Raw genomic sequence first — 24,430 nt, 5'->3', positions numbered from 1 at the left:
TCGCCGCGTCATCGCCTCGCGACGCCGCCCGAGACCTGGGCATTCCGTGCGAACCGGCAGACAGGGATCGAGCAGAGCATGATCAAGGGCATCGGGGTCGACATCGTCGACCTGGCACGCTTCGACCGGCAGGTGGCTCGCACGCCCGGGCTGGTGACGAGGCTGTTCGCGCCGGCTGAGCGCGCCCTGCCGACACACTCCCTGGCGGCCAGGTTCGCCGCCAAGGAGGCCCTGATCAAAGCCCTCGGTGACAGCGCGGGAGCCAGCTGGCAGGAGATGGAAGTGATCTCGGACTCGCACGGCAACCCGTCCTTCGCCCTCACCGGGGTGTTGCAGGCGGCGCTGGTCGCCCGCGGCATCACCAGCGCACACCTCAGCCTCACCCACGACGCCGGTGTTGCCTGCGCGTTCGTGGTTTTGGAGGGAGACGCATGACCGACTTCCGTGAGGCCGTCATCGACCTGGCCGCCGTGCAGTCCAACGTGGCGCGCCTGCGCAGCCTGATCGGCACCCGGCACACCATGGCCGTGGTCAAGGCCAACGGGTACGGCCACGGTGCAGCGCCGGTGGCCCGAGCCGCGCTCGCCGGTGGAGCCAACTGGCTCGGCGTCGCCGACATCAGCGAGGCCCTGGCCCTGCGTGCCGCCGGCATCGACGCGCCCCTGCTGGCCTGGCTGCACGGCCCCGACGCCGACTTCGCCGCCGCCATCGCCGACGGCGTCGACCTCGGCCTGTCGTCGGCGCTGCAGGTGCGCCAGGTCGCGGAGGCCGCCACCGTGCTGGGCCGTTCGGCCTTCGTGCAGATCAAACTGGAGACCGGCCTCAACCGCAACGGCGTCGACGAGGCGGACTGGGCCGAGGTGCTGGGCCTGGCCGCCGCGTTCGAACGGGTCGGCCGGCTACGCGTGCGCGGCGTGTTCAGCCACCTGGCCAACACCTCGGCGGAGGACGACCTCGCCGCCATCGCCAGCTTCGACCGCGGCCTGGCCGCCGCGGCGGCCGCCGGCCTCACCGTGGACCTCGCCCACCTGGCCTCCACGGCCGCCGCGCTGCGGCTGCCGGCCGCCCGGTACAACATGGTTCGACTGGGCATCGGGATCTACGGGCAGTCCCCGTTCGACGATGAGGATGCCGCCGCCCTCGGCCTCACCGCCGCCATGACCCTGCGCGGCCGGGTCGCCGCCGTGCGACAGGTCACCGCCGGCGCGGGCGTCTCCTACGACTACCTGTGGCGCGCCCCCGCCGACACCACCCTCGCCCTGGTGCCGCTGGGCTACGCCGACGGGGTGCCCCGGCAGGCCCTGAACACCGCCAGGGTGGCCATCAACGGCACCCAGTATCCGGTGGTGGGCCGGGTCGCCATGGACCAGTTCGTCGTCGACGTGGACTCGGATCCCGTCACCGTCGGCGACGTCGTCGTGATGTTCGGCGACGCCGCGGCCGGTGTGCCCACCGCCGCCGAGTGGGGCGCGGCGGCCGGCACCATCAACTACGACATCGTCACCCGGGTGGGCGCCCGGGTGCCCCGCCGCTATGTCGGCGCTGTGCCGGAGAACGGTGCTGTCGGCGCACCGGGCGTCCCCGGCGCACCCGGCGCACCCGGCGCACGCGGCGCCGACGTCTCGGACGCCTTTGACGCACCCGACGCACCCGACGCCCGGCGACTCCGACGTCTCCGACTCGCCCGGCGTCCCCGGTGCGGATCCGGCCGAGAGCCCGGAGGCGTAGCCGGGATGCGCCGGATCATCGCCGACCCCGACACCATGCACGCGTTCGGACTCGAGCTGGCCGGACTGTTGCGCGCCGGTGACCTGATGGTGCTCACCGGCCCGCTCGGCGCCGGCAAGACCACCTTCACTCGCGGCCTCGGTGAGGGGTTGCGTGTGCGCGGCGCGGTCACCAGCCCCACCTTTGTGCTCGCCCGCACGCATCCGAGCACCGTCGGCGGGCCGCCGCTGGTGCACGTGGATGCCTACAGGCTGAGCGGCGCCATGGAACTCGACGACCTCGACATCGACTTCGCCCGCTCGATCGTGGTGGTGGAGTGGGGCCGCGGCCTGCTCGACGGGATCACCGAGTCCTGGCTGGACGTGGAAATCGAGCGTCCCGTCGGGGCGTCCCAGGCTGACCCGGCCGCCGACGTCGATGACGCAGCCGCCCTGGACCTGCCGGAACCGCGCACGGTGACGGTTACCGGCCACGGGCCACGCTGGCAGGCCGGCCCCGGCCTCCCCGCAGGCGGTACCTTCGATTCGCTGCCCGGCCCTGCCGACTCTTCTGGCCCCGCCGGCCCTGCCGACTCGCCCGGCCCTGCCGACTCTTCTGGCCCTGCCGGCCCTGCCGACTCTTCCGGCCCTCCCGACTCTTCCGGCCCTCCCGACTCTTCCGGCCCTCCCGGCCCCGCCGGTGCCGACCGGGGACTCGAATGACCTCATCCGGCCCGGGGGATTCCCGCCCCACCCGAGCCTGGTACTGGACCGCCCTCGTCGTGACCGGCTTCATCGGCGGACTGCTCTCCGGCCTGTTCGGGGTCGGCGGCGGCATCGTGATGGTGCCGCTGCTCATCTCGCTGGCCCGCATGGACCAGCGCCGGGCCTCCACGACGTCGCTCGCGGCCATCGTGCCCACCTCGATCGTGGGCTCACTCGCCTACCTGGTCAACGGCCACATCGACCTGGTTGCCGGTGCGATCATCGCCGCCGGGGCGGTGGTGGGATCGGTGATCGGCACGAACCTGTTGCGGCGCATCCCGTTGTTCTGGCTGCGTTGGCTCTTCATCGCGCTGCTGGTCGTTGTGGCCGTGCGCATGCTCATCGTGGAACCGGATCGCGGCGCCGCCCTCGAGCCGAGCCTGATCGTGGTGCTCGGCTATCTGGCGCTGGGCCTGGCGATGGGTGTGGCATCCGGGCTGTTCGGCATCGGCGGGGGAGTGATCGCGGTGCCGGCGCTCGTGGCGGTGTTCGGCGTGAGCGACCTCATCGCCAAGGGCACCTCGCTGCTGGTGCTGGTGCCCACGAGCATCGTCGGCACCATCGCGAACGCCCGCGCCCGGCTCGTTGACCTGCCGGCCGGCCTTGTGGTGGGCGTCGCCGCCACGATCGCGGCGGTGCCCGGGGTGGCGCTGGCGGTGCTGATCCCGCCACGGCTGTCCAGCATCCTCTTCGCCGTGCTGCTCGGGCTCGCCGCCGCCCAGCTCACCGTGCGGGCCCTGCGCACCAAGCGTCCCTAGCGCCGCTCGCCCCGCCGTCCTCGCCCCTGCCCCGTTCCGCGCCCCTGCCCCGTCCGCGCCCCGTCTCCGCCCCCGCCGGCGCCCGTTCCTGCGCTAGCTGTTCCCGATGCGGACAATTGCACCCGGTGTGCCGGGACCATTTGTCCGGAGTGGAAACAGTTGTGAAGGACAGGGCGGGCGAGGGCGACCCCGGGCGGGCGGATGCGGGCGGGCGGGGTTGGCGGGCGGGTTGGCGGACGGGCCCGCGCGGCGGGCGCATGGCCCGGGGCCGAATAGGCTGGACGGGTGCTCCTCGCCATCGATACCTCCGCCGGCACCAGCGTCGCCGTCGTCGACCTGACCCAGGGCGTGATCGCCGAACGCGGCGTCGCCGACACCATGCGCCACGCCGAGGTGGTCGGCCGCCTCATCCAGGAGTGCCTCACCGAGGCCGGCATCCCCGTCTCGGCGCTCTCCGGCGTTGTCGGCGGCATGGGCCCCGGCCCGTTCACCGGCCTGCGCGTCGGCATCGCCGCCGCCCGGGTCTTCGCCCTCGGCATCGATCGGCCGCTGGTTCCCGTGGTCAGCCACGACGCCATCGCCTACGGCCACTACCGCACCGGCCATACCGGCCCGCTGCTCGTGGTCACCGACGCCCGCCGCCGCGAGGTCTACTGGTCCGCCTACAGCGGGGCGGATGCCGCGGGACTGCCGGAGCGTCTCGGCGCCCCCGCCCTGGCCAAACCGGCCGAGCTGCTCGAGGCCGACTTCGTGCACGCCGGCCTGCCCCGCCTCGACGCCGCCACCATCTCCGCCGGCGACCTCGGCATGGTCGCCGAGCTCGCCTTCGCGGCCGGCCGCCCGTTCGCTGCCGACGAGGCGCTCTACCTGCGCTCACCCGACGTCACGGTGTCCAAAAACGGCCCCAAGCGGGTGAGCTGATGACCTGGCAGCTGCGCCGCGCCACCGCCGCCGACGTCGACGCGATCATGGCCCTGGAAACCTCCATCTTCGAAAGCGACGCCTGGTCCACCGAGATGATGGCCCGCGACGTCGCCGACCCCGGCTGCTACTACCTGGTCGCCTTCCCGCCGGACGCGCCCGAGCACATCGTCGCCTACGCCGGACTGCAGGCCGCCCAGCGGTCGCCGGAGAGCGACGTCCAGACCATCGCCGTGGCCGAAGAGGCCCGGGGCCGGGGCCTCGGCCGGGTGCTCATGCTCAGCCTGATCACCGAGGCCCGCAAACGCGGCGCCCGCGAAACGTTCCTCGAGGTGCGCGCCGACAACCCCGGCGCCCAGCACCTCTACCGCGCGCTCGGCTTCGAAGACCTCGGCGTGCGCCGGGGCTACTACCAACCAGACAACGTGGATGCCATCGTGATGCGCCTGCCCATTCCGCCCGCCGAGATGCAGTTCACCGCGGATGCCGCCGCGCCCGCCAGCGACCCGGCCGCGGCCGCCGACCCCGCCGCGCCCGCCAACCCGGCCACGGTCCTGGCCGCCGACCCCGCCGCGGTCCTCGCCGCCGAACCCGTCGCGTCCGCGGCTGTCGAGGCTGCTGACGAACCCGCCCCCGCCGCATCCGCCGCCCCGGCCCGCCCGCTCAACCGCACCGACCCGCTGGTGCTCGGCATCGAAACCTCCTGCGACGAGACCGGCATCGGCATCGTGCGCGGTACCACCCTGCTCTCTAACACCATCGCCTCCTCCATGGACGAACACGCCCGCTACGGCGGCGTCGTGCCCGAGGTCGCCGCCCGCGCCCACCTGGAGGAGATGGTGCCGGCCATCCACGCCGCGCTCGCCGAGGCCGGGATCAGCCTCGACGAGATCGACGCCATCGCCGTCACCAGCGGCCCCGGCCTGGCCGGCGCGCTGATGGTGGGTGTCGGCGCGGCCAAGGCGCTGGCGGTGGCGCTGGATGTGCCGATCTACGCCGTCAACCACCTCGTCGGCCACGTGGGCGCCGACCTGCTGCGCGGTGAGGGCGTCACGACGGATGCCCCGCTCGAATACCCCACCATCGCCCTGCTGGTTTCCGGCGGGCATACCTCGCTGCTGCTGGTGCGTGACCTGGTCTCCGACGTGGAACTGCTGGGCGAGACCATCGACGACGCCGCCGGTGAAGCCTTCGACAAGGTCGCCAGGGTGCTCGGCCTGCCCTACCCCGGCGGCCCCCAGATCGACAGGGTCGCGGCGACCGGCGACCCCACCGCCATCCGTTTTCCCCGCGGCCTCAGCCACCAGAAGGATGTGGCCAAGCACCGGTACGATTTCTCCTTCTCCGGCCTCAAAACCTCGGTGGCCCGTTGGGTGGAACAGAAGGGCGACGCCGGCGAGACCGTGCCGATCGACGACGTCGCGGCGAGCTTCCGCGAAGCCGTCGTCGATGTGCTGCTCACCAAGGCCGTCGCGGCCTGCACCGATCTCGGGGTGCCGCGGCTGCTGCTCGGCGGCGGCGTGATCGCCAACGCACGGCTGCGCCAGGTGGCCCAGGAACGTACCTGTGCGGCCGGCATCGCGCTGCGCATCCCGCCGCTGTCGCTGTGCACCGACAACGGTGCCATGATCGCGGCGCTCGGCGCGCAGCTGATCATGGCCGGGCACGAGCCCTCCACCCTCGTTTTCGGGGCGGACTCGACCCTGCCGGTGTCGGAGATCCAGGCCTGAAACCGCATCTCACCAAGCTTTTCTCGGAACGACGCGATACTCTGGCCGGGGGGTAGTGCGTCCTGCCCGCACGTTGACACCCCCACGGCGCGGGTGCCACTATGGCCCCATCGCACCCAGCACCCCCGCATGCCCTACGCTGCACCCACCTGAAGGAGTTCCACATGACCGACCCGAACCAGCCCCCGGCGAACCAACCGGACTCGACCGAGCCCACCCCACCGCCGGCCTACGCCCCGCCCGCCCCGCCGGCCTATGGCGCCGCTCCCGCCGCCCCGGCCTACGGCAGTGCACCCGCGGCCCCGCAGGCCTACGCGCCGCAGGGCTACGGTCAGCCCGCCGCCGCCGACAAGTGGAACGTTCTCGCAATCATCTCCCTGGTCAGCGCGTTCTTCGTGTCGCTCGCCGCGGTCATCTGCGGACACATCGCCCTGAGCCAGATCAAGAAGACCGGTGAGAAGGGTCGCGGCCTGGCCATCGCCGGCCTCGTGCTGGGCTACCTCGGCTTGATCAGCGGCCTCATCTTCATCGTCGTCGTCATCCTGGCGACCATCGCCGGGATCAACGACGGCACGTACGTCACGTACTAAGCAGGTCGGCCTCCACGGCTCGGCCTCAGAGCTCGGCAGACCACGTTCACCGGTCAGCCCGGTCGCCCACACGGCGGCCGGGTTGCCGGGAGCGAGGAACACCAGGTATCCACAGGAAAGGAATGACCGGTCATGACAGATCCGAACACCCCACATCCCGAGGTGCCCCAGGTGCCCGATGTGCCTCAGGTCCCCGACGTTCCTCAGGTCCCCGACTTCCCTCAGGACAGCGCGGCCGGCGACCCGCCGGAACGCCCGGGCAGCCCCGCCGGCGATCCCACCCCGGGCGCCGGTCCGCCCACCCCGCCGGGGAGCCCGGTCGGCCAGCCGACGCCTCCTGTGAGCCCGGCCGGCCAGCCGACCCCGCCGCCGCCCGCCTACGGTGCGCCGGCCACGGGCCAGCCCGCCCCGCCGCCCTACGGTGCACCGCAGCCCGGCTCGGTGCAGCCCGGCTCGGTGCAGCCCGGCTCCCCGCAGCCCGGCTACGGCACCCCGCCGCCGTCCGGCAGCCCGGCCGCCGGTTACTACCAACCCGGGATGCCTCCGGTGGCGAAACAGCCGATCCTGAGCATCCTGTCGCTGGTCGCCGGTGTCATCGGTATCCTCGGCTCCCCGGTTGCCTTCTTCCCGATTTTCGGCGGCATCCTCGCCATCATCCTGCCGGCCGCCGCTGTGGTGCTCGGCTTCATCGCCCGCAACAAGGAACCCAACGGCAAGGGCTTCTGGCTGACGGGCATCATCACCGGCTTCGTTGGCATCGCACTGGCACTTCTGAGTATTCTGCTGTGGGCGCTGGTCTTCGCAAGCGTCCCGATGAACAATTACAACTACTGACCCACGCACCGGCGGCTGATCCCGTCGGCAGGGCCGTCCCGGCCGAGACGAGAAACGAGTTCCACCTATGTCCCAGTCCGGGCAGCCCGACACCCGGGCCGAGCGGGAGCAACCGCACCCGCCCGCCGGGGTGCCTGCACTCTCGCGTGCCCAAACGCGGGCCGCGGAGGCTCGGGCCGCCGAACTGCGCTCTGCCCCGGGGCATCTGCCAGACCTGACCCGGCCGCCGGTCGCCGGCGAACTCGCGTACGAGTCCACGATCACCGCGCCGACCGAGTGGGTGCCGTACGTGTACACCACCGGGGAGATCCAGACCCACCTGGCCCGGCGCGGCCTCAGCGTCGCCGCCGCTGTCTGCGGGCTGCTCGGCGTTCTGGCGGGCATTGTCGTGATCTGGGGGGTGCCCCTCAGCATCGCCGCGGTGGTGCTGGCGCTGGTCGCCCGGTTCGTGGAGCGCCGCGCCGGCGGGCTCTGGATCGTCGGCTTGGTCAGCGGTCTGGCGGGCATCCTGATGGGCGTGCTCTGGTTTGTCGTGATCACCCGCATGCTGCCCGCCTACTACGGCTGACGCGCCCCAGACGGGCGCCGGCTCAGACCCGTTCGACCAGCAGGGCCACCTTGTGCCCGGCCGCACGCGTGAGCACCAGGGTGCCCGAGTTCGCACCCTTGAGCTTCAACCGGGTGCGCAGGGTCGCCGGGTCCACATCCACGCCGCGCTTCTTGATCTCCAGCGTGCCGATCTTCCGCTCGGCCAGCGCCAGCCGCAGCTTCTTCTCGTCGGTGGGCAGCACCTCCAGCACCCTGAATGCGGTGGCGAACGGGGTGCGGGTGAGCGTCGGGGCGGTCAGGTAGGCCAGGCCTTCGCTGAGCATCGACGCGCCCATCGACCGGGCCAGGTCGCCGATCAGGCGGGCGCGGATGACGGCGCCGTCCGGTTCGTAGACGTATACGCCGAGCTCGCCCACGCCCACGTCCTCGCTGTCGGCCGGGGCGGTCAGCTCCGCGACGCCGTCCTTGCCCAGCAGCAGCGCCGCCCGGCGGATGCCCGGCCGAGCCAGAGCGCCGAACCACAGCCCCATCTCCACCAGCTTGCCGTCCACCGACACCCACTGGGCCTCGGCGGTCTCGGGTATCTGGTCGCGGTCGTGGCCGGGGCCGAGCTTGACGCCGACCGGCATCCGTTCGGCCAGGGCGTACACCTCGTCGAGGTTGGGGGAGTAGTCCTCTGAGCGGGTCAGCCGGCTGGTGTTGCCGTGCCCGGCGGTGCGCCGGGCCGGGTCGAACCAGAGCGCGTCGAATTCGGTCGGGTCGATGTCGGCGGCGTCGGCGCAACGCACCGAGGACGTGGGGAACGGGGCCAGATTGAAGCTGGCGACGGTGGCGGTGACCTCGTCCACGTCGATCGCGGTCACGGTCAGCTCCATTGCGGCCATGGCCATGGCGTCGCCGCCGATGCCGCAGCCCACATCCGCGACGCGCTTGAGGCCGGCCTCGACGAACCGGCCGGCGTGCAGGGCGGCCACCCGCAACCGGGTGGCCTGCTCCAGGCCGGCCTCGGTGAACAGCATCCGGCTGGCGAAATCACCGAACTTGCCCTCTGCCTTCGCCCGCAACCGGGACTGGTAGAGCACCGCGTTGACCAGGGCGGGGGAGTGCCCGGCGCGGCGCAGGGCGCTGACCGTGCGCACCACATCGGCGCCGGGTTCGTAGGCGGGCAGGGAGTCCAACAGGCGCAGGCCTTCGGGTGAGAGCAGCTCGACGAGCTCGGCACGATCCATCCCGCAAACTTACCAACCGAAACCCGGACGGACCCCGGGCGCTCTGGCACTCACGTTGCGTGAGTGCCAGTTGCGCCCTAAACTCGACTTAGCACTCTCGCTCTGAGTCTGCTAACTACGTCTTAGCTAAGAAAGAGGTCAACCGTGTCGGTCTCCATCAAGCCGCTCGAAGATCGCATCGTCATCAAGCAGGTGGATGCAGAACAGACCACCGCTTCCGGACTTGTGATCCCGGACACCGCGAAAGAGAAGCCCCAGGAAGGCGAAGTTGTCGCCGTCGGCCCCGGCCGCATTGACGACAACGGTAACCGCATCCCGCTCGACGTCGCCGTCGGCGACAAGGTGATCTACTCCAAGTACGGTGGAACCGAAGTCAAGTTCGGTGGCGAGGACCTCCTCGTTCTGTCGGCTCGCGACGTTCTCGCGGTCGTCGTTCGCTAGTCACACCCCATATCGTTGAATCCCGGATGGCCTCGGCCATCCGGGATTTTTCGCGTCCAGAGGGGGTACCCGTGCACCAACGTCCGACCACTCCACTGGCTCGCCCGTTTTCGCTAGTGGCGAGCACCCCGGCACCAGCAGAATCGGGCGAGTCACGACGGGGGCGGCGCTCGTTATGACCGACGGTGATGGCGGCCGGAGGCGCGCGCCGCGCAGCGCCGCGAACACCGGACTGATCTTCGCCTTGTCCGCCTACGGCATGTGGGGCATCCTCCCGCTCTACTTCCTCTTCCTGGCCCCCACCGGCGCATTCGAGATCGTCGCCTGGCGGGTGCTCTTCTCCCTGGTCTTCTGCGGGGTCCTGATCGCCTCCACCCGGGCCTGGCAGCCTCTGGCGGCAGCGCTGCGCTCGCCCCGCATCGTGTGGACGATGGGGTTGGCCGGTGTTCTCATCTACATCAACTGGCAAACCTTCATCCTCGGCACCCTGAGCGGCCACGTCGTCGAAACCGCGCTGGGGTACTTCATCAATCCGATCATCACGGTGCTGCTCGCCGTGTTCGTGCTGCACGAACGGCTGCGCACCGCGCAGTGGGTGGCGGTGCTGATCAGCTTCATCGCCGTGATCGTGCTCAGCGTCGGCTACGGCACCGTGCCGTGGATCTCCCTGATCCTGGCGTTTTCCTTCGGACTTTACGGCCTGATCAAGAAACGGGTCGGCGGGCACCTGGACGCCCTCACCGGGCTGACCCTGGAGACGATGTGGCTCACGCCGATCGCGATCATCCAGCTGGTGGTGGTGTCGCTGATCTCCGGGCTGACCTTCGGCACCGTCTCCCCGGTGCACACGATCGCGCTGATCGGCTCCGGGGTTCTCACCGCGATTCCGCTGCTGTTCTTCGCCGCCGCGTCACGGCGGTTGCCGTTGACCACCCTCGGGCTGGTGCAGTACCTTGCCCCGGTGCTGCAATTCCTGGCCGGCGTGGTCATCCTGCACGAGCCGATGCCGCCGGAACGCTGGCTCGGATTCGGCCTGGTCTGGCTGGCGCTGATCGTTCTGACGGTCGATATGGTCGTCGCCGGCCGGGCCCAGCGGCGGCCGGCAATCGACCCGTTTTAGGGGTTTCACCCCAAGCATCCTGATCAGCGGCGCGTTCGTAACGATTTGGTCGCGTTACACGGCTGTAACACGACCGTCTTGTTTCATGTCGTTGACATGAATAGTTTTACAGCACGGCAACGATCGTTTGCCAGCTCTCTTTCGATTCCCCTTACCCTAGGAGCAACATGAGCGTATTCGCGAAGGCCTCGGCCTCCCGCTCGGTCCGGGCCGCAGTCACCGGCGTCGCCATCTTCGGCGTCAGTGCACTTCTGCTCACCGGATGCAGCACGGCAGAGTCAACGCCGGCCGCATCGGACGAGCCCGCAGCGTCAAGCAGCGACGTCAATGAAATCGTCGCCGGCGACCGCGATCTGAGCCTCAAGGTCGGAACGATCCTCCCGCAGAGTGGTGGACTGGCCTTCCTCGGCCCGCCCGAAGAAGCCGGAGTTCAGCTCGCCATCGAGGAGATCAAAGCTGCCGGTCTGGGGATCGACATCGAAGCCATCCTCCGTGACTCTGGCGACACCACGACCGACACCGCCACCGTCTCGGTGACCGACCTGCTGTCGCAGGACGTGTCAGCGATCGTCGGCGCGGCATCCTCGGGTGTCTCCAAGACCGTCATCGACGCGATCACTGGCGCGGGCGTCGTGCAGTTCTCGCCGGCCAACACCTCGGCCGACTTCACGGACTACGACGACAAGGGCCTGTACTGGCGTACCGCGCCGTCCGACATCCTGCAGGGCGAAGTCCTGGGCAACCTGATCGCCGAAGACGGCAACAGCACCCTGGGCCTGATCGTGCTCAACGACGCCTACGGAACCGGCCTGGCCGAGTACACCACCACGGCCTTCGAGTCTGCCGGTGGAGAAGTCGTCGCCAGCGCGAGCTTCAACGAGGGCGATGCCAACTTCTCGGCTCAGATCGCCGAAGTCACCGCGGCCAACCCCGACGCGATCGCCCTGATCACGTTCGACCAGGCCAAGGTCATCACCCCGGACCTCGTAGCCAGCGGCTTTCCCGGCGACAAGCTCTACTTCGTCGACGGCAACCTGGCCGACTACAGCAAGGACTTCGCGCCCGGCCTCGTCGAGGGCTCGCAGGGCACGCTGCCCGGCCTGGACACCGCAACCCTGGGTGACTTCACCGACCGTCTGCTCGAGGTCGACCCGGCCCTGACCGACTTCAGCTACGCGGCTGAGTCCTACGACGCCGTCATCCTGATCGCCCTGGCCGCATTCGCAGCCAACGACATTGCGGGTGAGTCGATCGCCAAGTACCTCCAGCAGGTATCCGGCGGCTCCGGTGAGGGCACCAAGGTCACCGACTTCGCGTCGGGCGCCGCGCTCCTCGCCGAGGGTGAGCAGATCGACTACGACGGTTACTCCGGCCCGATCACGTTCGATGAGAACGGCGACCCGACTGACGCAACCATCGGCATCTACGAGTTCGGTGCAGACAACAAGTACACCCGCACCAACTAGTCCCAAGCGCTGACCCGCGGTGCAGGCGCAGCACAGGTACCGCGACACGCACCAGAAGGGCCCCGGCTTCGGCCGGGGCCCTTCTGTGTGCCCGGTGCGCCCGTGGTACAACCAGCGGTGCTCAGGGGTCGCTGGGACGCCGGAGTTGGCGACAGGTGCGCGGTGCTCGTTCCCGGGGCCCAACGGGCGTCAGCGGGGCTCCTGGCGCCGCCGCCGAACGCGAAATGCCCCATTGCGGACCAGTTACTCCGGTAGACCGGGGCAACTCGTCCGCGACGGGGCAAGTCGGTGGCGCGGGTACTGCGGATGCGTAGAGCGCGGCTAGTCGTCCTGGCCCAGGGTGCCCAGATACAGGCCGATCACCTTGGGGTCGTTCAGCAGCTCACGGCCGGTGCCGGTGTAGGCATCCCGGCCCTGGTCGAGCACGTAGCCGCGGTCGCAGATCTGCAGGCAGCGGCGGGCGTTCTGCTCCACCATGATGGTGGTCACACCGGCCTTGTTGATCTCCTTCACCCGCAGAAACGCCTCATCCTGACGAACGGGGGAGAGCCCGGCGCTCGGCTCGTCGAGCAGCAGCACGTGCGGGCCCATCATCAGGGCCCGGGACATGGCCACCATTTGGCGTTCACCACCGGAGAGCGAACCGGCCCGCTGGCCGAGCCGCTTGCGCAGCTCGGGGAAGATCTCGGTGACGAACTCCAGCCGTTCGGCCAGGCCCTTGGGCTTCTGGTACATGCCCATCTCCAGGTTCTCCTGGATCGTGAGCGTGGGGAAGACGTTGTTCGTCTGCGGCACGAACCCCACACCTTTGGAGACCAGTTTGTTGGCCTTGAGGTTGGTGATGTTGTCACCGCGCAGCCGGATCTCGCCCTCGCGCACCTTGACCAGGCCGAAGATCGACTTGAGCAGGGTGGACTTGCCGGCGCCGTTCGGGCCGATGATGCCGATCAGTTCGCCGTCATAGGCGGTGAGCGAGCATTCGTTCAGGATGTTGACGCCGGGCACGTAGCCGGCGGTCACGTTCTTGACCTCGACAACGGCCGTTCGCACCGGGGGAGGCGTGGCGTCGACCAGCGGGCTAGAATTCGTCATCGAGCAGCTCCTTAATGGCTCCGACATGTTCCTTTTCGGCCTCAGGGTCCTCGCCGAGATCCTCGTCGTGGTGCTGACCCAGGTACGCGTCGATCACGGCCTGGTTGCGCATCACCTCGTGCGGGTCGCCCTCGGCGACCACCTTGCCCTCGGCCATCACGATCACCCAGTCGGCGATGTGACGCACCATGTGCATGTCGTGCTCGACGAACAGCACGCTCATGCCCTGGGACTTGAGGTTGAGGATGTGGTCGAGCAGCGACTGGGTCAGTGCCGGGTTGACGCCGGCCATGGGCTCGTCGAGCATCACCAGGGTGGGGTCGCTCATCAGCGCCCGCGCCATCTCCAGGAGCTTCCGCTGCCCGCCGGAGAGGCTGGCCGCGTAGTCGTCCTTCTTGGTGTCCAGCTTGAACCGGGTGAGCAGGTCCAGGGCCTTGGCCTTGTTGTCGAGCTCCTGCTGACGCCAGAGGAACGGCAGCACGGCGCGGAACAGGTTCTCGCCGACCTGCGCCTTCGCGCCCAGCAGCATGTTGTCCATCACCGTGAGCAGGCCGAGGGCCTTGGTCAGCTGGAAGGTGCGCACCTGACCCATGCGGGCGACCTTGAATGCGGCCATGCCGCCGATCGGGGTGCCCTCGAAGGTCCACGAGCCGGTGTCCGGCTTGTCGAACCCGGTGAGCAGGTTGAACAAGGTGGTCTTGCCGGCCCCGTTCGGACCGATCAGCGCGGTGATCGCGCCGCGGGGGACCTCGAGGTGTTCGACATCCACCGCCCTGAGCCCACCGAAGGTGCGGCTGACTCCGTCGACGACGAGGATGGGGTCCTTCTTCTGGCAACCCGGCACCGCCTCGCCGATGTGCATGTCAACGGTCTTGACGGGCTTTGACGTGGGAACGCTGTTACTTGACAAAAGCCAGCTCCTTCTTGTTGCCGAAGATACCCTGGGGTCTGTAGATCACAATGAGCATGATGGCGACGCCCACCAGGATGAAGCGCAGCTGTCCGGCCTGGATGCTCGTCATGAACGGAATCCAGCCGGCCTCCACGGCCCGGGCGATGAACCCGGAGAAGAACGACAGCAGCACCCAGAAGACCATCGAGCCGATGACCGGACCGAGGATCGTCGCCGCGCCTCCGAGCAGCAGGATCGCGTAGATGAAGAACGTGAGCGAGGTCTGGTAGTTCGACGGCACCACGGCACGCGGCAGCACGAAGATCATGCCGGCGATGGTGCCGAAGACGCCACCGAGGATCAGCGACTGCATCTTGTAGAAGTAGACATTCTTGCCCAGGGCACGCACGGCGTCCTCGTCTTCACGGATGCCCTTGATCACACGGCCCCACGGGCTGCGCATGATCTGCCAGGTGAACAGGCAGGCCAGGATGACGATCGTCCAGGCCACGATCCGCAGCCACCAGTCGTAGGCGTTGTACTCGAACGGACCGAACCCGTAGGTGCCGTCGGGGATCGGGTTGAGGGCGGCGAATCCGCCCTTGTACCCGCTGAGCCCGTTGGCCGACCCGGTAACCGGCTCGAAGCTGTTTGTCGTGAACAGCAGACGCACGATCTCGGCGGCGGCGATCGTGACGATCGCCAGGTAGTCCGCCCGCAAGCGAAGGGTCGGGATACCGAGAATCAACGCGAAGATCACGGATGCGCCGATCCCGACGAGCACCGCCGCCCAGACCGGGAACCCGAAGGTCAGGGTCGAGATGGCGTACCCGTAGGCGCCGAGGGCCATGAAGCCGGCCTGGCCGAAGTTGAGCAGGCCGGTGTAGCCGAAGTGAACCGCCAGGCCCAGCGCCGCGAGGGCGTAGGCGGCGGTGGTCGGGCTGATCAGCTCGACGGCCGCGTTGCTAAAGATTGCTCCCCAGTCGATCATCGTCAGCCCCTAGCCAATTCTCTCTTTGCGACCCAGGATGCCTTGCGGCCGAAGCAGCAGCACCAGGATCAAAACGACAAGTGCACCGACATACTTCAGGTCGGACGGAATCCACAGCGTCGACAGCTCGACGAACAGGCCCACGATGATCGATCCCACGAGGGCGCCGAACGCGGTGCCGAGGCCGCCGAGGGTGGTGGCCGCGAAGACCAGCAGCAGGATCTGGAAGCCCATGTCCCAGCTGACCCCCGGACGGAAGTACGCCCAGAGCACACCGGAGAGACCGGCGAGTGACCCTCCGACGATCCAGACGATGCGGATGACACCATCCACGTCGATGCCGCTGGCGGAGGCGAGGCTGGGGTTGTCCGAGACCGCCCTGGTGGCCTTGCCGATGCGGGTGCGCAGCAGGAAGTAGGACACGGCGAGGAGCACCACGACGCTGATGCCCATGCTGGCCAGGTCGATCGGCGAAAGCGAGATCGGGCCGAACTTGAGGTCGGTCATGCCGGATCCGGGCAGCTGGCTGGTGCCGCCGCCGTAGAACAGCTGGAAGGTGTACCGCAGTGCCAGGGACAGGCCGATGCTGACGATCATCAGCGGGATCAAACCGACTCCCTTCTTCCGCAACGGTTTCCAGATCGCCGCGTCGAGGCCGAAGCCGAGCAGCCCGCTCAGGGCGATCGCGATGATGATCGCCAGCCAGATCGGCAGCCCGAGGGTCACGGAGAGAGTGAGGGTGGCCAACGCGCCGAACGTGATCATCTCCGCGTGCGCGAAGTTGCTCAGCCCGGTGGTGCCGAAGATCAGCGACAAGCCGATAGCGGCCAGGGCCAGCAGCAGACCGAAGTTCAGACCGTTGACGAACCGGTTCACGAACTGGTCGAAGAAGCTGACCGTGGTGCGTTCTCCTTCGCCGAGGAAGAAGTTGACCGATTTGACCTTGGTAAGGCCGAACTCGGCCTCGATCTCGGCGCCGCCCTTGGCGACCACCACGCCCTTCGGCAGGGTGTCCTCGTCGAGGGTGACCGTGTAGGTCGCCTTCTCCGGCACTCCGATGCGCCACTTGCCGTCGGCGTCGGTGACGACCTCGGCCTCGTAGCCGGAGCCTTCAACGGAGATCAGCACGTCTTCGATGGGTTCACCGTCGAATTGCACGTTGCCGGCGATGACGTAGTCGTATTGGTCCGTGTTGATCTCGTCCGCGTGAGCCGCTCCGGCGCCGAGCGTGGACAAGGTCAAGGCAGCAAGGAGCAGGCCGAGTAACAGCACCAGCTTCCTTGGTGCGAATCTACGAACAGCGTGTGTATTGCTCACTGCACCTCCAAGTGGGCACCGTCGGTGCGAATTCGAGCCGGCGGGCTTACCTGCCAGCGACGTTGCTGACAGTACGTGCCGATTATGTCGCATATGTTTCGTACGCTGAATTTAGTGGGTCTGGTTGCGATCGCGGAATGCATGGACGGCAACGTCGCTTAACATTGATTACCGGTTGCATCCCTCGAGATTCCCGGACTTTCTTCCGTATCCTAAGAATGCAAAAGGGGTTTCATGGATCAGCCAGATCCGTTCGGTTTCACCGGGCTCACCTACGACGACGTCCTGCTCCTGCCTGGACACACCGACGTAATTCCCAGTGAGGCCGAGACAAAGTCCCGGCTAACCCGCAGAATCAGCGTTGCGACACCGCTGCTGTCCAGCGCCATGGACACCGTCACCGAGACCCGCATGGCCATCGCCATGGCTCGGGAAGGCGGCCTCGGCATCCTGCACCGCAACCTGTCGATCGCCGACCAGTCCGAGCAGGTCGACCTGGTCAAGCGCAGCGAATCCGGCATGATTACCAATCCGGTAACGACTTCGCCCGACGCCACCGTCGCCGAGGTGGATGCCCTCTGTGGTCAGTTCCGCATCAGCGGCCTGCCCGTCGTCGACAACGACGGGGTGCTCGTGGGCATCATCACCAACCGCGACATGCGCTTCGTCTCCACCGTGAAGAAGCACACCACCAAGGTGCGCGAAGTCATGACCACCTCCCCGCTGATCACCGGCAAGGTGGGCATGGCCCCGATGGATGCCGTGGCGATCTTCGCCACCCACAAGATCGAGAAGCTGCCGCTCATCGACGACAACGGTCGCCTCACCGGGCTGATCACGGTCAAGGACTTCGACAAGAGCGAGGAATACCCCAACGCCACCAAGGACGACGCCGGGCGACTGCGCGTCGGCGCGGCCATCGGCTTCTTCGGTGACGCCTGGCAGCGGGCCACCAGCCTGCTCGACGCCGGCGTCGACGTGCTGGTGGTCGACACCGCCAACGGCGACAGCGCCGGCGTGCTGGAGATCATCCGTCGGCTCAAGAACGACAAGGCCTTCGCGGAGGTCGACGTGATCGGCGGCAACGTCGCCACCCGATCGGGCGCGCAGGCGCTCATCGACGCGGGCGCGGATGCCATCAAGGTGGGCGTGGGCCCCGGCTCGATCTGCACCACCCGCATCGTCGCAGGCGTGGGCGTGCCCCAGATCACCGCGGTCTACCAGGCCTCACTGGCCGCCAGGGAGACCGGCGTGCCGGTCATCGCCGACGGCGGACTGCAGTACTCCGGTGACATCGCCAAGGCGCTGGTTGCCGGCGCCGACACCGTGATGCTCGGTTCGCTGCTCGCCGGTTGCGATGAAAGCCCGGGCGAACTGGTCTTCACCAACGGCAAGCAGTTCAAGACCTACCGCGGCATGGGCTCGCTCGGCGCGCTGCAGACCCGCGGCTCCAAGACCTCCTACTCCAAGGACCGCTACTTCCAGTCGGATGTGCCCAGCGACGACAAGCTGATCCCCGAGGGCATCGAGGGCCAGGTGCCCTACCGCGGCCCGGTGTCGAACGTGGCGTACCAGCTCATCGGCGGGCTGCGCCAGTCGATGTTCTACGTGGGCGCGCGCACCATCGAGGAACTCAAGCAGAAGGGCAAGTTCGTGCGGATCACCGCCGCCGGGCTCAAGGAGAGCCACCCGCACGACGTGCAGATCATGGTGGAGGCGCCCAACTACCGTCGCTAACCATCCGCGAGCCGTGAGTTAAGCCCCTGAACGCGCGAGTTTTCGGGGCTTTTCTCACAGTTCGTGGATGGTGGGCGGTGGGAGCCATGGCGGGGCCGGCGGCGCGCTCAGACTAAACTGGGCGGGTGAGTATGGAAATCGAGATCGGCCGGTCCAAGCGCGCGCGGCGCGTATATGCCTTCGACGACATTGCGGTGGTGCCTTCCCGGCGAACCCGTGATCCCGAGGATGTGTCGGTCGGCTGGTCCATCGACGCCTACCAGTTCGACATCCCGTTCCTCGCCGCCCCGATGGACTCCGTCGTGTCCCCGACGACCGCGATCATGATGGGCCAGCTCGGCGGTCTGGGCGTTCTGGACCTCGAGGGCCTCTGGACCCGCTACGAGAACCCCGAGCCCCTGCTCGCCGAGATCCGCAGCCTGCCCGCCGACAAGACCACCGCGCGCATGCAGGAGATCTACGCGGAGCCGATCAAGCCCGCCCTCGTCACCGAGCGCCTCGCCCAGATCCGCGCCGCCGGAGTCACCGTCGCCGCCGCCCTGTCGCCGCAGCGCACCCAGGAACTCTACGAAACCGTTGTCGCCGCCGGCGTGGACCTCTTCGTCATCCGCGGCACCACGGTCTCGGCCGAGCACGTCTCCCGCACCCAGGAGCCGCTGAACCTCAAGAAGTTCATCTACGACCTCGACGTGCCCGTCATCGTCGGCGGCGCCGCCACCTACACCGCGGCCCTGCACCTGATGCGCACCGGAGCGGCGGGCGTGCTCGTCGGCTTCGGCGGCGGCGCGGCATCCACCACCCGCACCAGCCTCGGCATCCACGCCCCCATGGCCACAGCCGTGGCCGACGTCGCCGGCGCCCGCCGCGACTACATGGACGAATCCGGCGGCCGTTACGTGCACGTCATCGCCGACGGCGGCCTGAGCACCTCCGGCGACATCGTCAAGGCCATTGCCTGCGGTGCGGATGCCGTGATGCTCGGCACCGCCCTCGCCCGCGCCACCGACGCCCCCGGCGGCGGTTTCCACTGGGGTGCTGAATCGCACCACTCGCAGTTGCCCCGCGGCAAGCGCGTGGAGGTGGGCACCGTCGCCCCGCTCGAGGCGATCCTGTACGGCCCAGCCCCTGTTGCCGACGGCACCGCCAACCTGGTCGGCGCCCTTCGGCGCTCGATGGCCACCACCGGATACAGCGGAATCAAAGAATTTCAGCGGGTAGAGGTAGTTGTCGCGCCGTACTGAGTGAACTAGCGTCGAAGCAAGCACCACCGATGGCGATGGGAGTTTGCAGATGACGCATGACAATTCGGTGACCAGGTCCACCAAGCTCGGACCAGAGGAACGCGCGGCGGCGATTACGCGCCTCAAATCCAAGGAGCTTGACATCCTCGTGGTGGGCGGCGGCATCGTCGGCACCGGCAGCGCCCTGGATGCGGTCACCCGCGGTCTCAGCGTGGGCATGCTCGAGGCCAGGGACTGGGCGTCCGGCACCTCCAGCCGGTCGTCGAAGCTGGTGCACGGCGGCATCCGCTACCTTGAACAGCTCGACTTTCGGCTGGTGCGGGAGGCCCTCACCGAACGCGGCCTGCTGCTCAAACGCATCGCGCCGCACCTGGTCAAGCCGGTACGGTTCCTCTACCCGCTGAAGAAACGGGTGGTCGAACGCGCCTATGTCGGCGCCGGGATGCTGCTCTACGACGTGCTCTCCTACGTGGGTGGCCGGCCCGGCGTGCCGCACCACCGGCACCTCAGTCGCGGCCAGGTCGCAAAACTGATGCCCAGCCTCAGCCACGACGCCCTCGTCGGGGGGATCACCTACTACGACGCGCAGGTCGACGACGCGCTCTACGTGGCGTCGCTGGCCCGCACCGCATCTGCGTACGGCGCCCACGTCGCCAGCCGGGTGCGCGTGGAGGGCTTCATCAAGGTGGGCGAACGGGTGGTCGGCGTGCAGGCGCACGACCTGCAGACCGGGGAGCGTTTCGAGGTGCGCGCCAAGCAGGTCGTCAACGCCACCGGTGTCTGGACCGACGACACCCAGCGGATGGTGGGGGAGCGCGGCACCTTCAAGGTGCGCGCGTCCAAGGGCATCCACCTGGTTGTACCGCGGGACCGGTTCCAGTCCTCGATGGGACTGCTGCTGCGCACCGAGAAGAGTGTGCTCTTTGTGATCCCCTGGGGCCGGCACTGGTTGATCGGCACCACCGACACCGACTGGCACCTGGACAAGGCGCATCCGGCGGCCACCGCCGCGGACATCGACTACCTGCTCGAACACGTCAACTCGGTGCTGCAGGTGGCGTTGACCCGGGAAGACGTGGAGGGAGTCTACGCGGGCCTCCGGCCGCTGCTGGCGGGGGAGAGTGAGCAGACCTCCAAGCTGTCCCGTGAGCACCTCGTCGGGCACTCGGTGCCCGGCCTCGTCGTGATCGCCGGCGGCAAGTGGACCACGTACCGGGTGATGGCCAAGGACGCCATCGACGCCGCGGTGGATGCCCTCGACGGGCTGGTGCCGCCGTCCACGACGAAGGAGATCCCGTTGCTCGGCGCCGAGGGCTACCGGGCGGCGTGGAACAAGCGCGGCAAGATCGCGGCCGCGTTCAACCTGCACACCGTGCGGATCGAGCATTTGCTGAACCGGTACGGCACCCTCACCGACGAGCTGCTCGACCTGATCAAGGAGCGGCCGGAGCTGGCTGACCCGCTGCCCGGTGCGGATGACTACATCCAGGCCGAGGTCGTCTACGCGGCCACCCACATGGGCGCGCTGCACCTCGAGGATGTGCTCGCCCGGCGCACCCGCATCTCGATCGAGGCGTGGGACCGTGGGGTGTCCGCCGCGCCGGTCGCCGCGCGGCTGCTGGCCGAGGTGCTCGGCTGGGACACCGAACGGGAGGAGCGGGAGGTGTCGATCTACCTCAAGCGGGTCGCCGCCGAGCGAGCCTCGCAAACCCAGCCCGACGACGAGTCCGCCGACCGGGTGCGCTTGGAGGCGCCGGACATCGTGACGAGCTGAGCCTTTTGGCGCGGGGCGGCGGGTACGGTCTGCCCCGCCCGGTGCGCCTCGTGTGGCGCGGTGCGCCAGCTATAGCTGGCGCACCGCGCCACCAGGGGTGCAGCGACGGTTCGGGACACACGCATGGGGTCCGCTGCGGTGCGCCGGCTATCGGGCTCGAGGGACGCCTTTGCGAGTGAGAAGGTCGCCCAACGCCGGGAGTGAAGTGGCGACAGGCCAGCCCCACCGGAACACGCCCAGCCCCAGCGCGCGCAACCGGTCCTCCCTGACCTTCTCTGCGATGACGATGTCGGCGGCGGCGCGTCCGTGGGTGAACTCGTCACGCAGATACTTGCCGTCGCCGTCGAACTCACCGACGGTGCGGATGCCCGGCCAGAAGTAGTCGGTATAACCGATCAGCCCGGCCTGATCCCAGTGCGGGACCTGCAAATCGGGAGCGAGAAATCCCAGCAGGAAGATGCCGGCCCGGCTGATCGACTCTCCGGCGGAGCCTGATAGCGGCGTGGCGAACTCCAACACCCGCCCGGCCGCCGCGCGGCCAGGGACACGGCCGAGCTTCGCCAGAGCCCGCTCGAGTTCGGCCCGAGTGGTCAGCGGGGCGCCAGCGCGTGGCTCGTGCAGGGCTTTGTCCATCACCGCTACCGCCCGACCGAATGGGAGCATCCGGGCCATGGCCACAGCGGTGGCCGCGACGGATGTGACCCGAAGCCCGTCGTGCTCCACGACGTCGAGGCAGTGCTCCTGCGAATGACGCACAACACCGGGCCGGGATCGTCCGCCCGCTGCTGCCGAGGCGGTGAGGTGAATCTCCGACGGCCAGGCACCCACAAGCGGCAGCCCCCACAGTGCGGCCGCGGAGAAGTGCGAGTAGACGGCAGGCCCCTCGGCGACAGCGGCATGGGCTCGGATCCGACGGAGGTAGCGCTCGTCCGCTCCCAGGGCAGCCCACTCTGCGGTGAGCACGTAAACCCCTCGACGCAGACGAATGACAGTCTGCCTTTCGAACTCGAGGCGAAGCTCTCGTTGGAGGCCGACGCGCCCGGCATCGGTCGCGAGGATCAGTCCGTCGCGGCTGGACAGCGCGGCGAGCATGCCGAGGGTGGTCGATGACGAGATTCCCATGCCGACAGGCAAGCAGAGTGCGAGGTCTATTGGCGGGAGCCGGTGACATCTGTGCACTCCCGATCCAACCATCCGCTTGAGTGCGCCCCGTATGGCGTGGTGCGCCAGGCATAGCTGGCGCACCAGGCCACACGAGGCGCACCGAACCCCGTGCGGCGAGCGGTCGCGAGCGGGCTCACAGCGAGCGGGTGCGCCGGCGCGGCCGCCCCGACCAACCCGCAGACACGCCCCGGTAGAATGGTGGGACCGCCCACAAGCTTCAGGAGTCGCACCATGGTTGACGTTCGACGGGTCAAGCTCCCCGGTGTGGGCGTGCTGCACACCTTCATCACCGACGACGGCGGCAAGGTCGGGGTCATCGCGCACCGCTCCGGCCACAGCGACCTGATCACCTTCGCCGACGACGAGGGCGGCCCCGACGCCAGCAAGGTCTCCCTGCGGCTGAGCGAGGACGAGGCGCACACCCTCGCCGAGCTGCTCGGCGGCACCCAGATCACCGAGTCGCTCACCGCGCTCGACCAGATCCCCGGGCTGAGTATCGACTGGTTCACCGTGGACTACGAAGACCACATAGCCGGCCAGCCTCTGGGCAACCCGGCCGAGCGCGGCATCGCCGGGCTCACCGTGGTGGCCGTGGTCCGTGGCGAATCCGCCAACCCGGCCCCCGCAGCGGACTTCAAGGTCTTCCCCGGCGACACCCTGGTCGTGGCCGGTTCTCCCGAAAAGGTGGCGAAGGCGTTCGCCTTCTTCCGCACCGGTGAGATCAAGGCGAAGCCCGTCGACTCGCCGCCCGGAGGTTAGCCGATGAACCTCGGTGAAGACCTCCTCACCCTGGGCATCCTGTTGGTGGTTGCCTACGTCCTGGGCCGCCTGGGCAAGCTGATCGGCCTGCCGTCCATTCCGATCTACATGATCGTGGGCCTGCTGGCGAGCCCGTACAGCGGATGGTTCCCGCTGAACTTCCACTCCGCCGACATCGAACTCATCGCGGTCTTCGGGTTGATCCTGCTGTTGTTCAGCCTGGGCCTCGAGTTCGACCAGGAGGCCTTCTTCGGCGACGCCGGGAAACTGTTGATCTCCGGTGGTTCCTACATCCTGATCAACATGGGCGCCGGCTTCGCGTTCGGCCTGATGACCGGCTGGGGGGCCAGGGAGGCGCTGGTCATCGCGGGTATGACCGGCACCTCGTCCAGCGCGATCATCACCAAACTGCTCATCGAACTGCGCCGCCTGGCCAACAAGGAAACCCCGATGATCCTCGGGGTGACCGTGGTCGGGGACATCTTCATCGCCGTGTACCTCGCGATCGTGTCCGTGGTGCTCAGCGGCAAGACCGAGATCTGGCCCATCGTGGTGCAGCTGGCCATCGCGTTCCTGTTCCTCGTGGTGATGTTCTCCGTCGCCCGGTGGGGCGGCCGGGTGGTTTCCAGGTTGATGCGCACCAAGGACGACGAACTGTTCACCATCCTGTTCTTCGGCCTGGCCGTGCTCTTCGCCGGCATCGGCGAGATCATCGGCGTCACCGACGCCATCGGCGCCTTCCTGATCGGTGTGGTGCTCGGCGCCAGTACCTACCGGGGGCGTATCGAACGGGTCGCGGTGCCGCTGCGGGACGTCTTCGGCGCGTTCTTCTTCCTCAACTTCGGCCTGGCGCTGAACGTTGCCGAGTTCGGTTCGGTGATCGGTGTGGTGCTGATCGCCATCGTGATGACATTCGTCCTCAGCCTGGGTTCCGGCATGCTGCTGGCCCGGATGCACCAGATGGGAGTGCGGGAAGGCCTCAACACCGCCGCGATCTTCGTCAACCGCGGGGAGTTCACCCTGATCCTGGCGACCCTGTCGGTCAGCGCCGGCCTCGACCCCCGACTGCAACCGTTCGCGGGTCTCTACGTGCTGACCATGGCCATCCTCGGGCCGCTGTTCACCGCCAACTCGGAAAAGATCGGCGCCGCCATCGGCCGGCGCTCCCGTGCGGCGCATCCGCCCACCCGCACCCCCGAGCGAGACGCCATGCGCGCCGAGGAGATCGCACTCGTGGAGGCGGCCACCCACGACCAGAAATCCGGTGACCCGATGATCGACTTCATCTCCGACACCTACCCGACCGCCAAGAAGAAGGCCGGCCAGGACGACCAGACGGGTGACTACTCATGAT

22 protein-coding genes and 1 pseudogene are annotated in these 24,430 nt (G+C 68.5%); 17 read left to right on the top strand and 6 right to left on the bottom strand.

All coding sequences use genetic code 11. From position 1 onward, the window contains the following. The first annotated feature begins 78 nt into the window (after positions 1-78). From BJQ95_RS15315 to BJQ95_RS15275, 9 genes and pseudogenes are all read left to right on the top strand, one after another. Positions 79-435, top strand: a complete 357-nt coding sequence (locus tag BJQ95_RS15315; protein ID WP_130175893.1) for a holo-ACP synthase — start codon at positions 79-81, stop codon at positions 433-435. Beyond that, entirely contained in the window at positions 432-2,429 is a 1,998-nt protein-coding gene (gene alr, locus BJQ95_RS15310) for an alanine racemase (RefSeq protein ID WP_256041412.1), read from the top strand. Before BJQ95_RS15315 ends, alr begins: the two co-directional genes overlap by 4 nt. Continuing rightward, complete coding sequence (locus BJQ95_RS15305; protein WP_256041411.1) at positions 2,426-3,229, top strand: sulfite exporter TauE/SafE family protein; 804 nt, start codon at positions 2,426-2,428, stop codon at positions 3,227-3,229. The genes alr and BJQ95_RS15305 overlap by 4 nt, the downstream gene beginning before the upstream one ends. Positions 3,230-3,514: 285 nt before the next feature. Then, complete coding sequence (gene tsaB, locus BJQ95_RS15300) at positions 3,515-4,150, top strand: tRNA (adenosine(37)-N6)-threonylcarbamoyltransferase complex dimerization subunit type 1 TsaB (protein WP_256041410.1); 636 nt, start codon at positions 3,515-3,517, stop codon at positions 4,148-4,150. Then, positions 4,150-4,533, top strand: a pseudogene (locus BJQ95_RS15295) (GNAT family N-acetyltransferase); the annotation flags it as partial. The gene tsaB and the pseudogene BJQ95_RS15295, both read left to right, overlap by 1 nt. Positions 4,534-4,830: 297 nt before the next feature. Continuing rightward, on the top strand, positions 4,831-5,880 hold the full coding sequence (gene tsaD, locus BJQ95_RS15290; RefSeq protein ID WP_130177836.1) for a tRNA (adenosine(37)-N6)-threonylcarbamoyltransferase complex transferase subunit TsaD: 1,050 nt from the start codon (positions 4,831-4,833) through the stop codon (positions 5,878-5,880). 164 nt (positions 5,881-6,044) lie between these two features. Then, complete coding sequence (locus BJQ95_RS15285) at positions 6,045-6,470, top strand: DUF4190 domain-containing protein (protein ID WP_256041409.1); 426 nt, start codon at positions 6,045-6,047, stop codon at positions 6,468-6,470. Positions 6,471-6,602: 132 nt separating this feature from the next. Further along, positions 6,603-7,304 (top strand): DUF4190 domain-containing protein, encoded by a 702-nt coding sequence (locus BJQ95_RS15280; RefSeq protein ID WP_256041408.1) that lies wholly within the window; start codon positions 6,603-6,605, stop codon positions 7,302-7,304. A 67-nt stretch (positions 7,305-7,371) separates the two neighbouring features. After that, on the top strand, positions 7,372-7,872 hold the full coding sequence (locus tag BJQ95_RS15275; protein ID WP_130176253.1) for a DUF4190 domain-containing protein: 501 nt from the start codon (positions 7,372-7,374) through the stop codon (positions 7,870-7,872). Positions 7,873-7,894: 22 nt separating this feature from the next. Here BJQ95_RS15275 and BJQ95_RS15270 read toward each other — a convergent pair whose 3' ends face one another. After that, on the bottom strand, positions 7,895-9,082 hold the full coding sequence (locus tag BJQ95_RS15270; RefSeq protein ID WP_130176254.1) for an SAM-dependent methyltransferase: 1,188 nt from the start codon (positions 9,080-9,082) through the stop codon (positions 7,895-7,897). Positions 9,083-9,226: 144 nt separating this feature from the next. Here BJQ95_RS15270 and groES point away from each other — a divergent pair, with 144 nt between their 5' ends. The 3 genes from groES (at position 9,227) to BJQ95_RS15255 (ending at position 12,109) form a co-directional block, all read left to right on the top strand. Beyond that, a complete protein-coding gene (gene groES, locus BJQ95_RS15265; RefSeq protein WP_066597535.1) occupies positions 9,227-9,523 on the top strand; it encodes a co-chaperone GroES in 297 nt (98 codons plus the stop codon). Between the two features lie 175 nt (positions 9,524-9,698). Continuing rightward, on the top strand, positions 9,699-10,643 hold the full coding sequence (gene rarD / locus BJQ95_RS15260; RefSeq protein ID WP_130176255.1) for an EamA family transporter RarD: 945 nt from the start codon (positions 9,699-9,701) through the stop codon (positions 10,641-10,643). 167 nt (positions 10,644-10,810) lie between these two features. Next, on the top strand, positions 10,811-12,109 hold the full coding sequence (locus tag BJQ95_RS15255) for an ABC transporter substrate-binding protein (RefSeq protein ID WP_130176256.1): 1,299 nt from the start codon (positions 10,811-10,813) through the stop codon (positions 12,107-12,109). Between the two features lie 321 nt (positions 12,110-12,430). Here BJQ95_RS15255 and BJQ95_RS15250 read toward each other — a convergent pair whose 3' ends face one another. Genes BJQ95_RS15250 through BJQ95_RS15235 form a run of 4 tightly spaced genes read right to left on the bottom strand, consistent with a single transcriptional unit; the run spans position 12,431 to position 16,359 of the window. Continuing rightward, the gene (locus BJQ95_RS15250; protein WP_130176257.1) at positions 12,431-13,201 is read right to left on the bottom strand and encodes an ABC transporter ATP-binding protein; all 771 of its coding nucleotides are present in this window, start codon (positions 13,199-13,201) and stop codon (positions 12,431-12,433) included. Next, entirely contained in the window at positions 13,188-14,063 is an 876-nt protein-coding gene (locus tag BJQ95_RS15245) for an ABC transporter ATP-binding protein (protein ID WP_130176265.1), read from the bottom strand. The genes BJQ95_RS15250 and BJQ95_RS15245 overlap by 14 nt, the downstream gene beginning before the upstream one ends. A 37-nt stretch (positions 14,064-14,100) precedes the next feature. Next, the gene (locus BJQ95_RS15240; protein WP_130176264.1) at positions 14,101-15,081 is read right to left on the bottom strand and encodes a branched-chain amino acid ABC transporter permease; all 981 of its coding nucleotides are present in this window, start codon (positions 15,079-15,081) and stop codon (positions 14,101-14,103) included. A 12-nt stretch (positions 15,082-15,093) separates the two neighbouring features. Further along, positions 15,094-16,359: a branched-chain amino acid ABC transporter permease gene (locus BJQ95_RS15235; RefSeq protein ID WP_370688395.1), complete on the bottom strand. Its 1,266-nt coding sequence runs from the start codon at positions 16,357-16,359 to the stop codon at positions 15,094-15,096. Between the two features lie 276 nt (positions 16,360-16,635). On the opposite strand from BJQ95_RS15235, the gene guaB reads away from it, so the two are divergent. From guaB to BJQ95_RS15220, 3 genes are all read left to right on the top strand, one after another. Further along, entirely contained in the window at positions 16,636-18,138 is a 1,503-nt protein-coding gene (gene guaB / locus BJQ95_RS15230) for an IMP dehydrogenase (RefSeq protein ID WP_130176259.1), read from the top strand. 131 nt (positions 18,139-18,269) lie between these two features. Next, positions 18,270-19,379 (top strand): GuaB3 family IMP dehydrogenase-related protein, encoded by a 1,110-nt coding sequence (locus BJQ95_RS15225; RefSeq protein ID WP_130176266.1) that lies wholly within the window; start codon positions 18,270-18,272, stop codon positions 19,377-19,379. A 49-nt stretch (positions 19,380-19,428) separates the two neighbouring features. Next, on the top strand, positions 19,429-21,153 hold the full coding sequence (locus BJQ95_RS15220; RefSeq protein WP_205750023.1) for a glycerol-3-phosphate dehydrogenase/oxidase: 1,725 nt from the start codon (positions 19,429-19,431) through the stop codon (positions 21,151-21,153). Positions 21,154-21,300: 147 nt separating this feature from the next. On the opposite strand, the gene BJQ95_RS15215 is transcribed toward BJQ95_RS15220, so the two are convergent. Continuing rightward, positions 21,301-22,275, bottom strand: a complete 975-nt coding sequence (locus tag BJQ95_RS15215; RefSeq protein WP_130176260.1) for a hypothetical protein — start codon at positions 22,273-22,275, stop codon at positions 21,301-21,303. 273 nt (positions 22,276-22,548) lie between these two features. On the opposite strand from BJQ95_RS15215, the gene BJQ95_RS15210 reads away from it, so the two are divergent. Further along, positions 22,549-23,076: a cation:proton antiporter regulatory subunit gene (locus tag BJQ95_RS15210; protein WP_066597514.1), complete on the top strand. Its 528-nt coding sequence runs from the start codon at positions 22,549-22,551 to the stop codon at positions 23,074-23,076. Positions 23,077-23,079: 3 nt separating this feature from the next. Beyond that, positions 23,080-24,429: a cation:proton antiporter gene (locus BJQ95_RS15205; RefSeq protein ID WP_130176261.1), complete on the top strand. Its 1,350-nt coding sequence runs from the start codon at positions 23,080-23,082 to the stop codon at positions 24,427-24,429. Position 24,430: the final 1 nt, after the last annotated feature.

This window comes from Cryobacterium sp. SO1 (genome assembly GCF_004210215.2).
Taxonomy (GTDB): domain Bacteria; phylum Actinomycetota; class Actinomycetes; order Actinomycetales; family Microbacteriaceae; genus Cryobacterium.
Note: the sequence above shows the minus strand (reverse complement) of the source record. Positions and strands in the feature narration are given on the sequence as shown.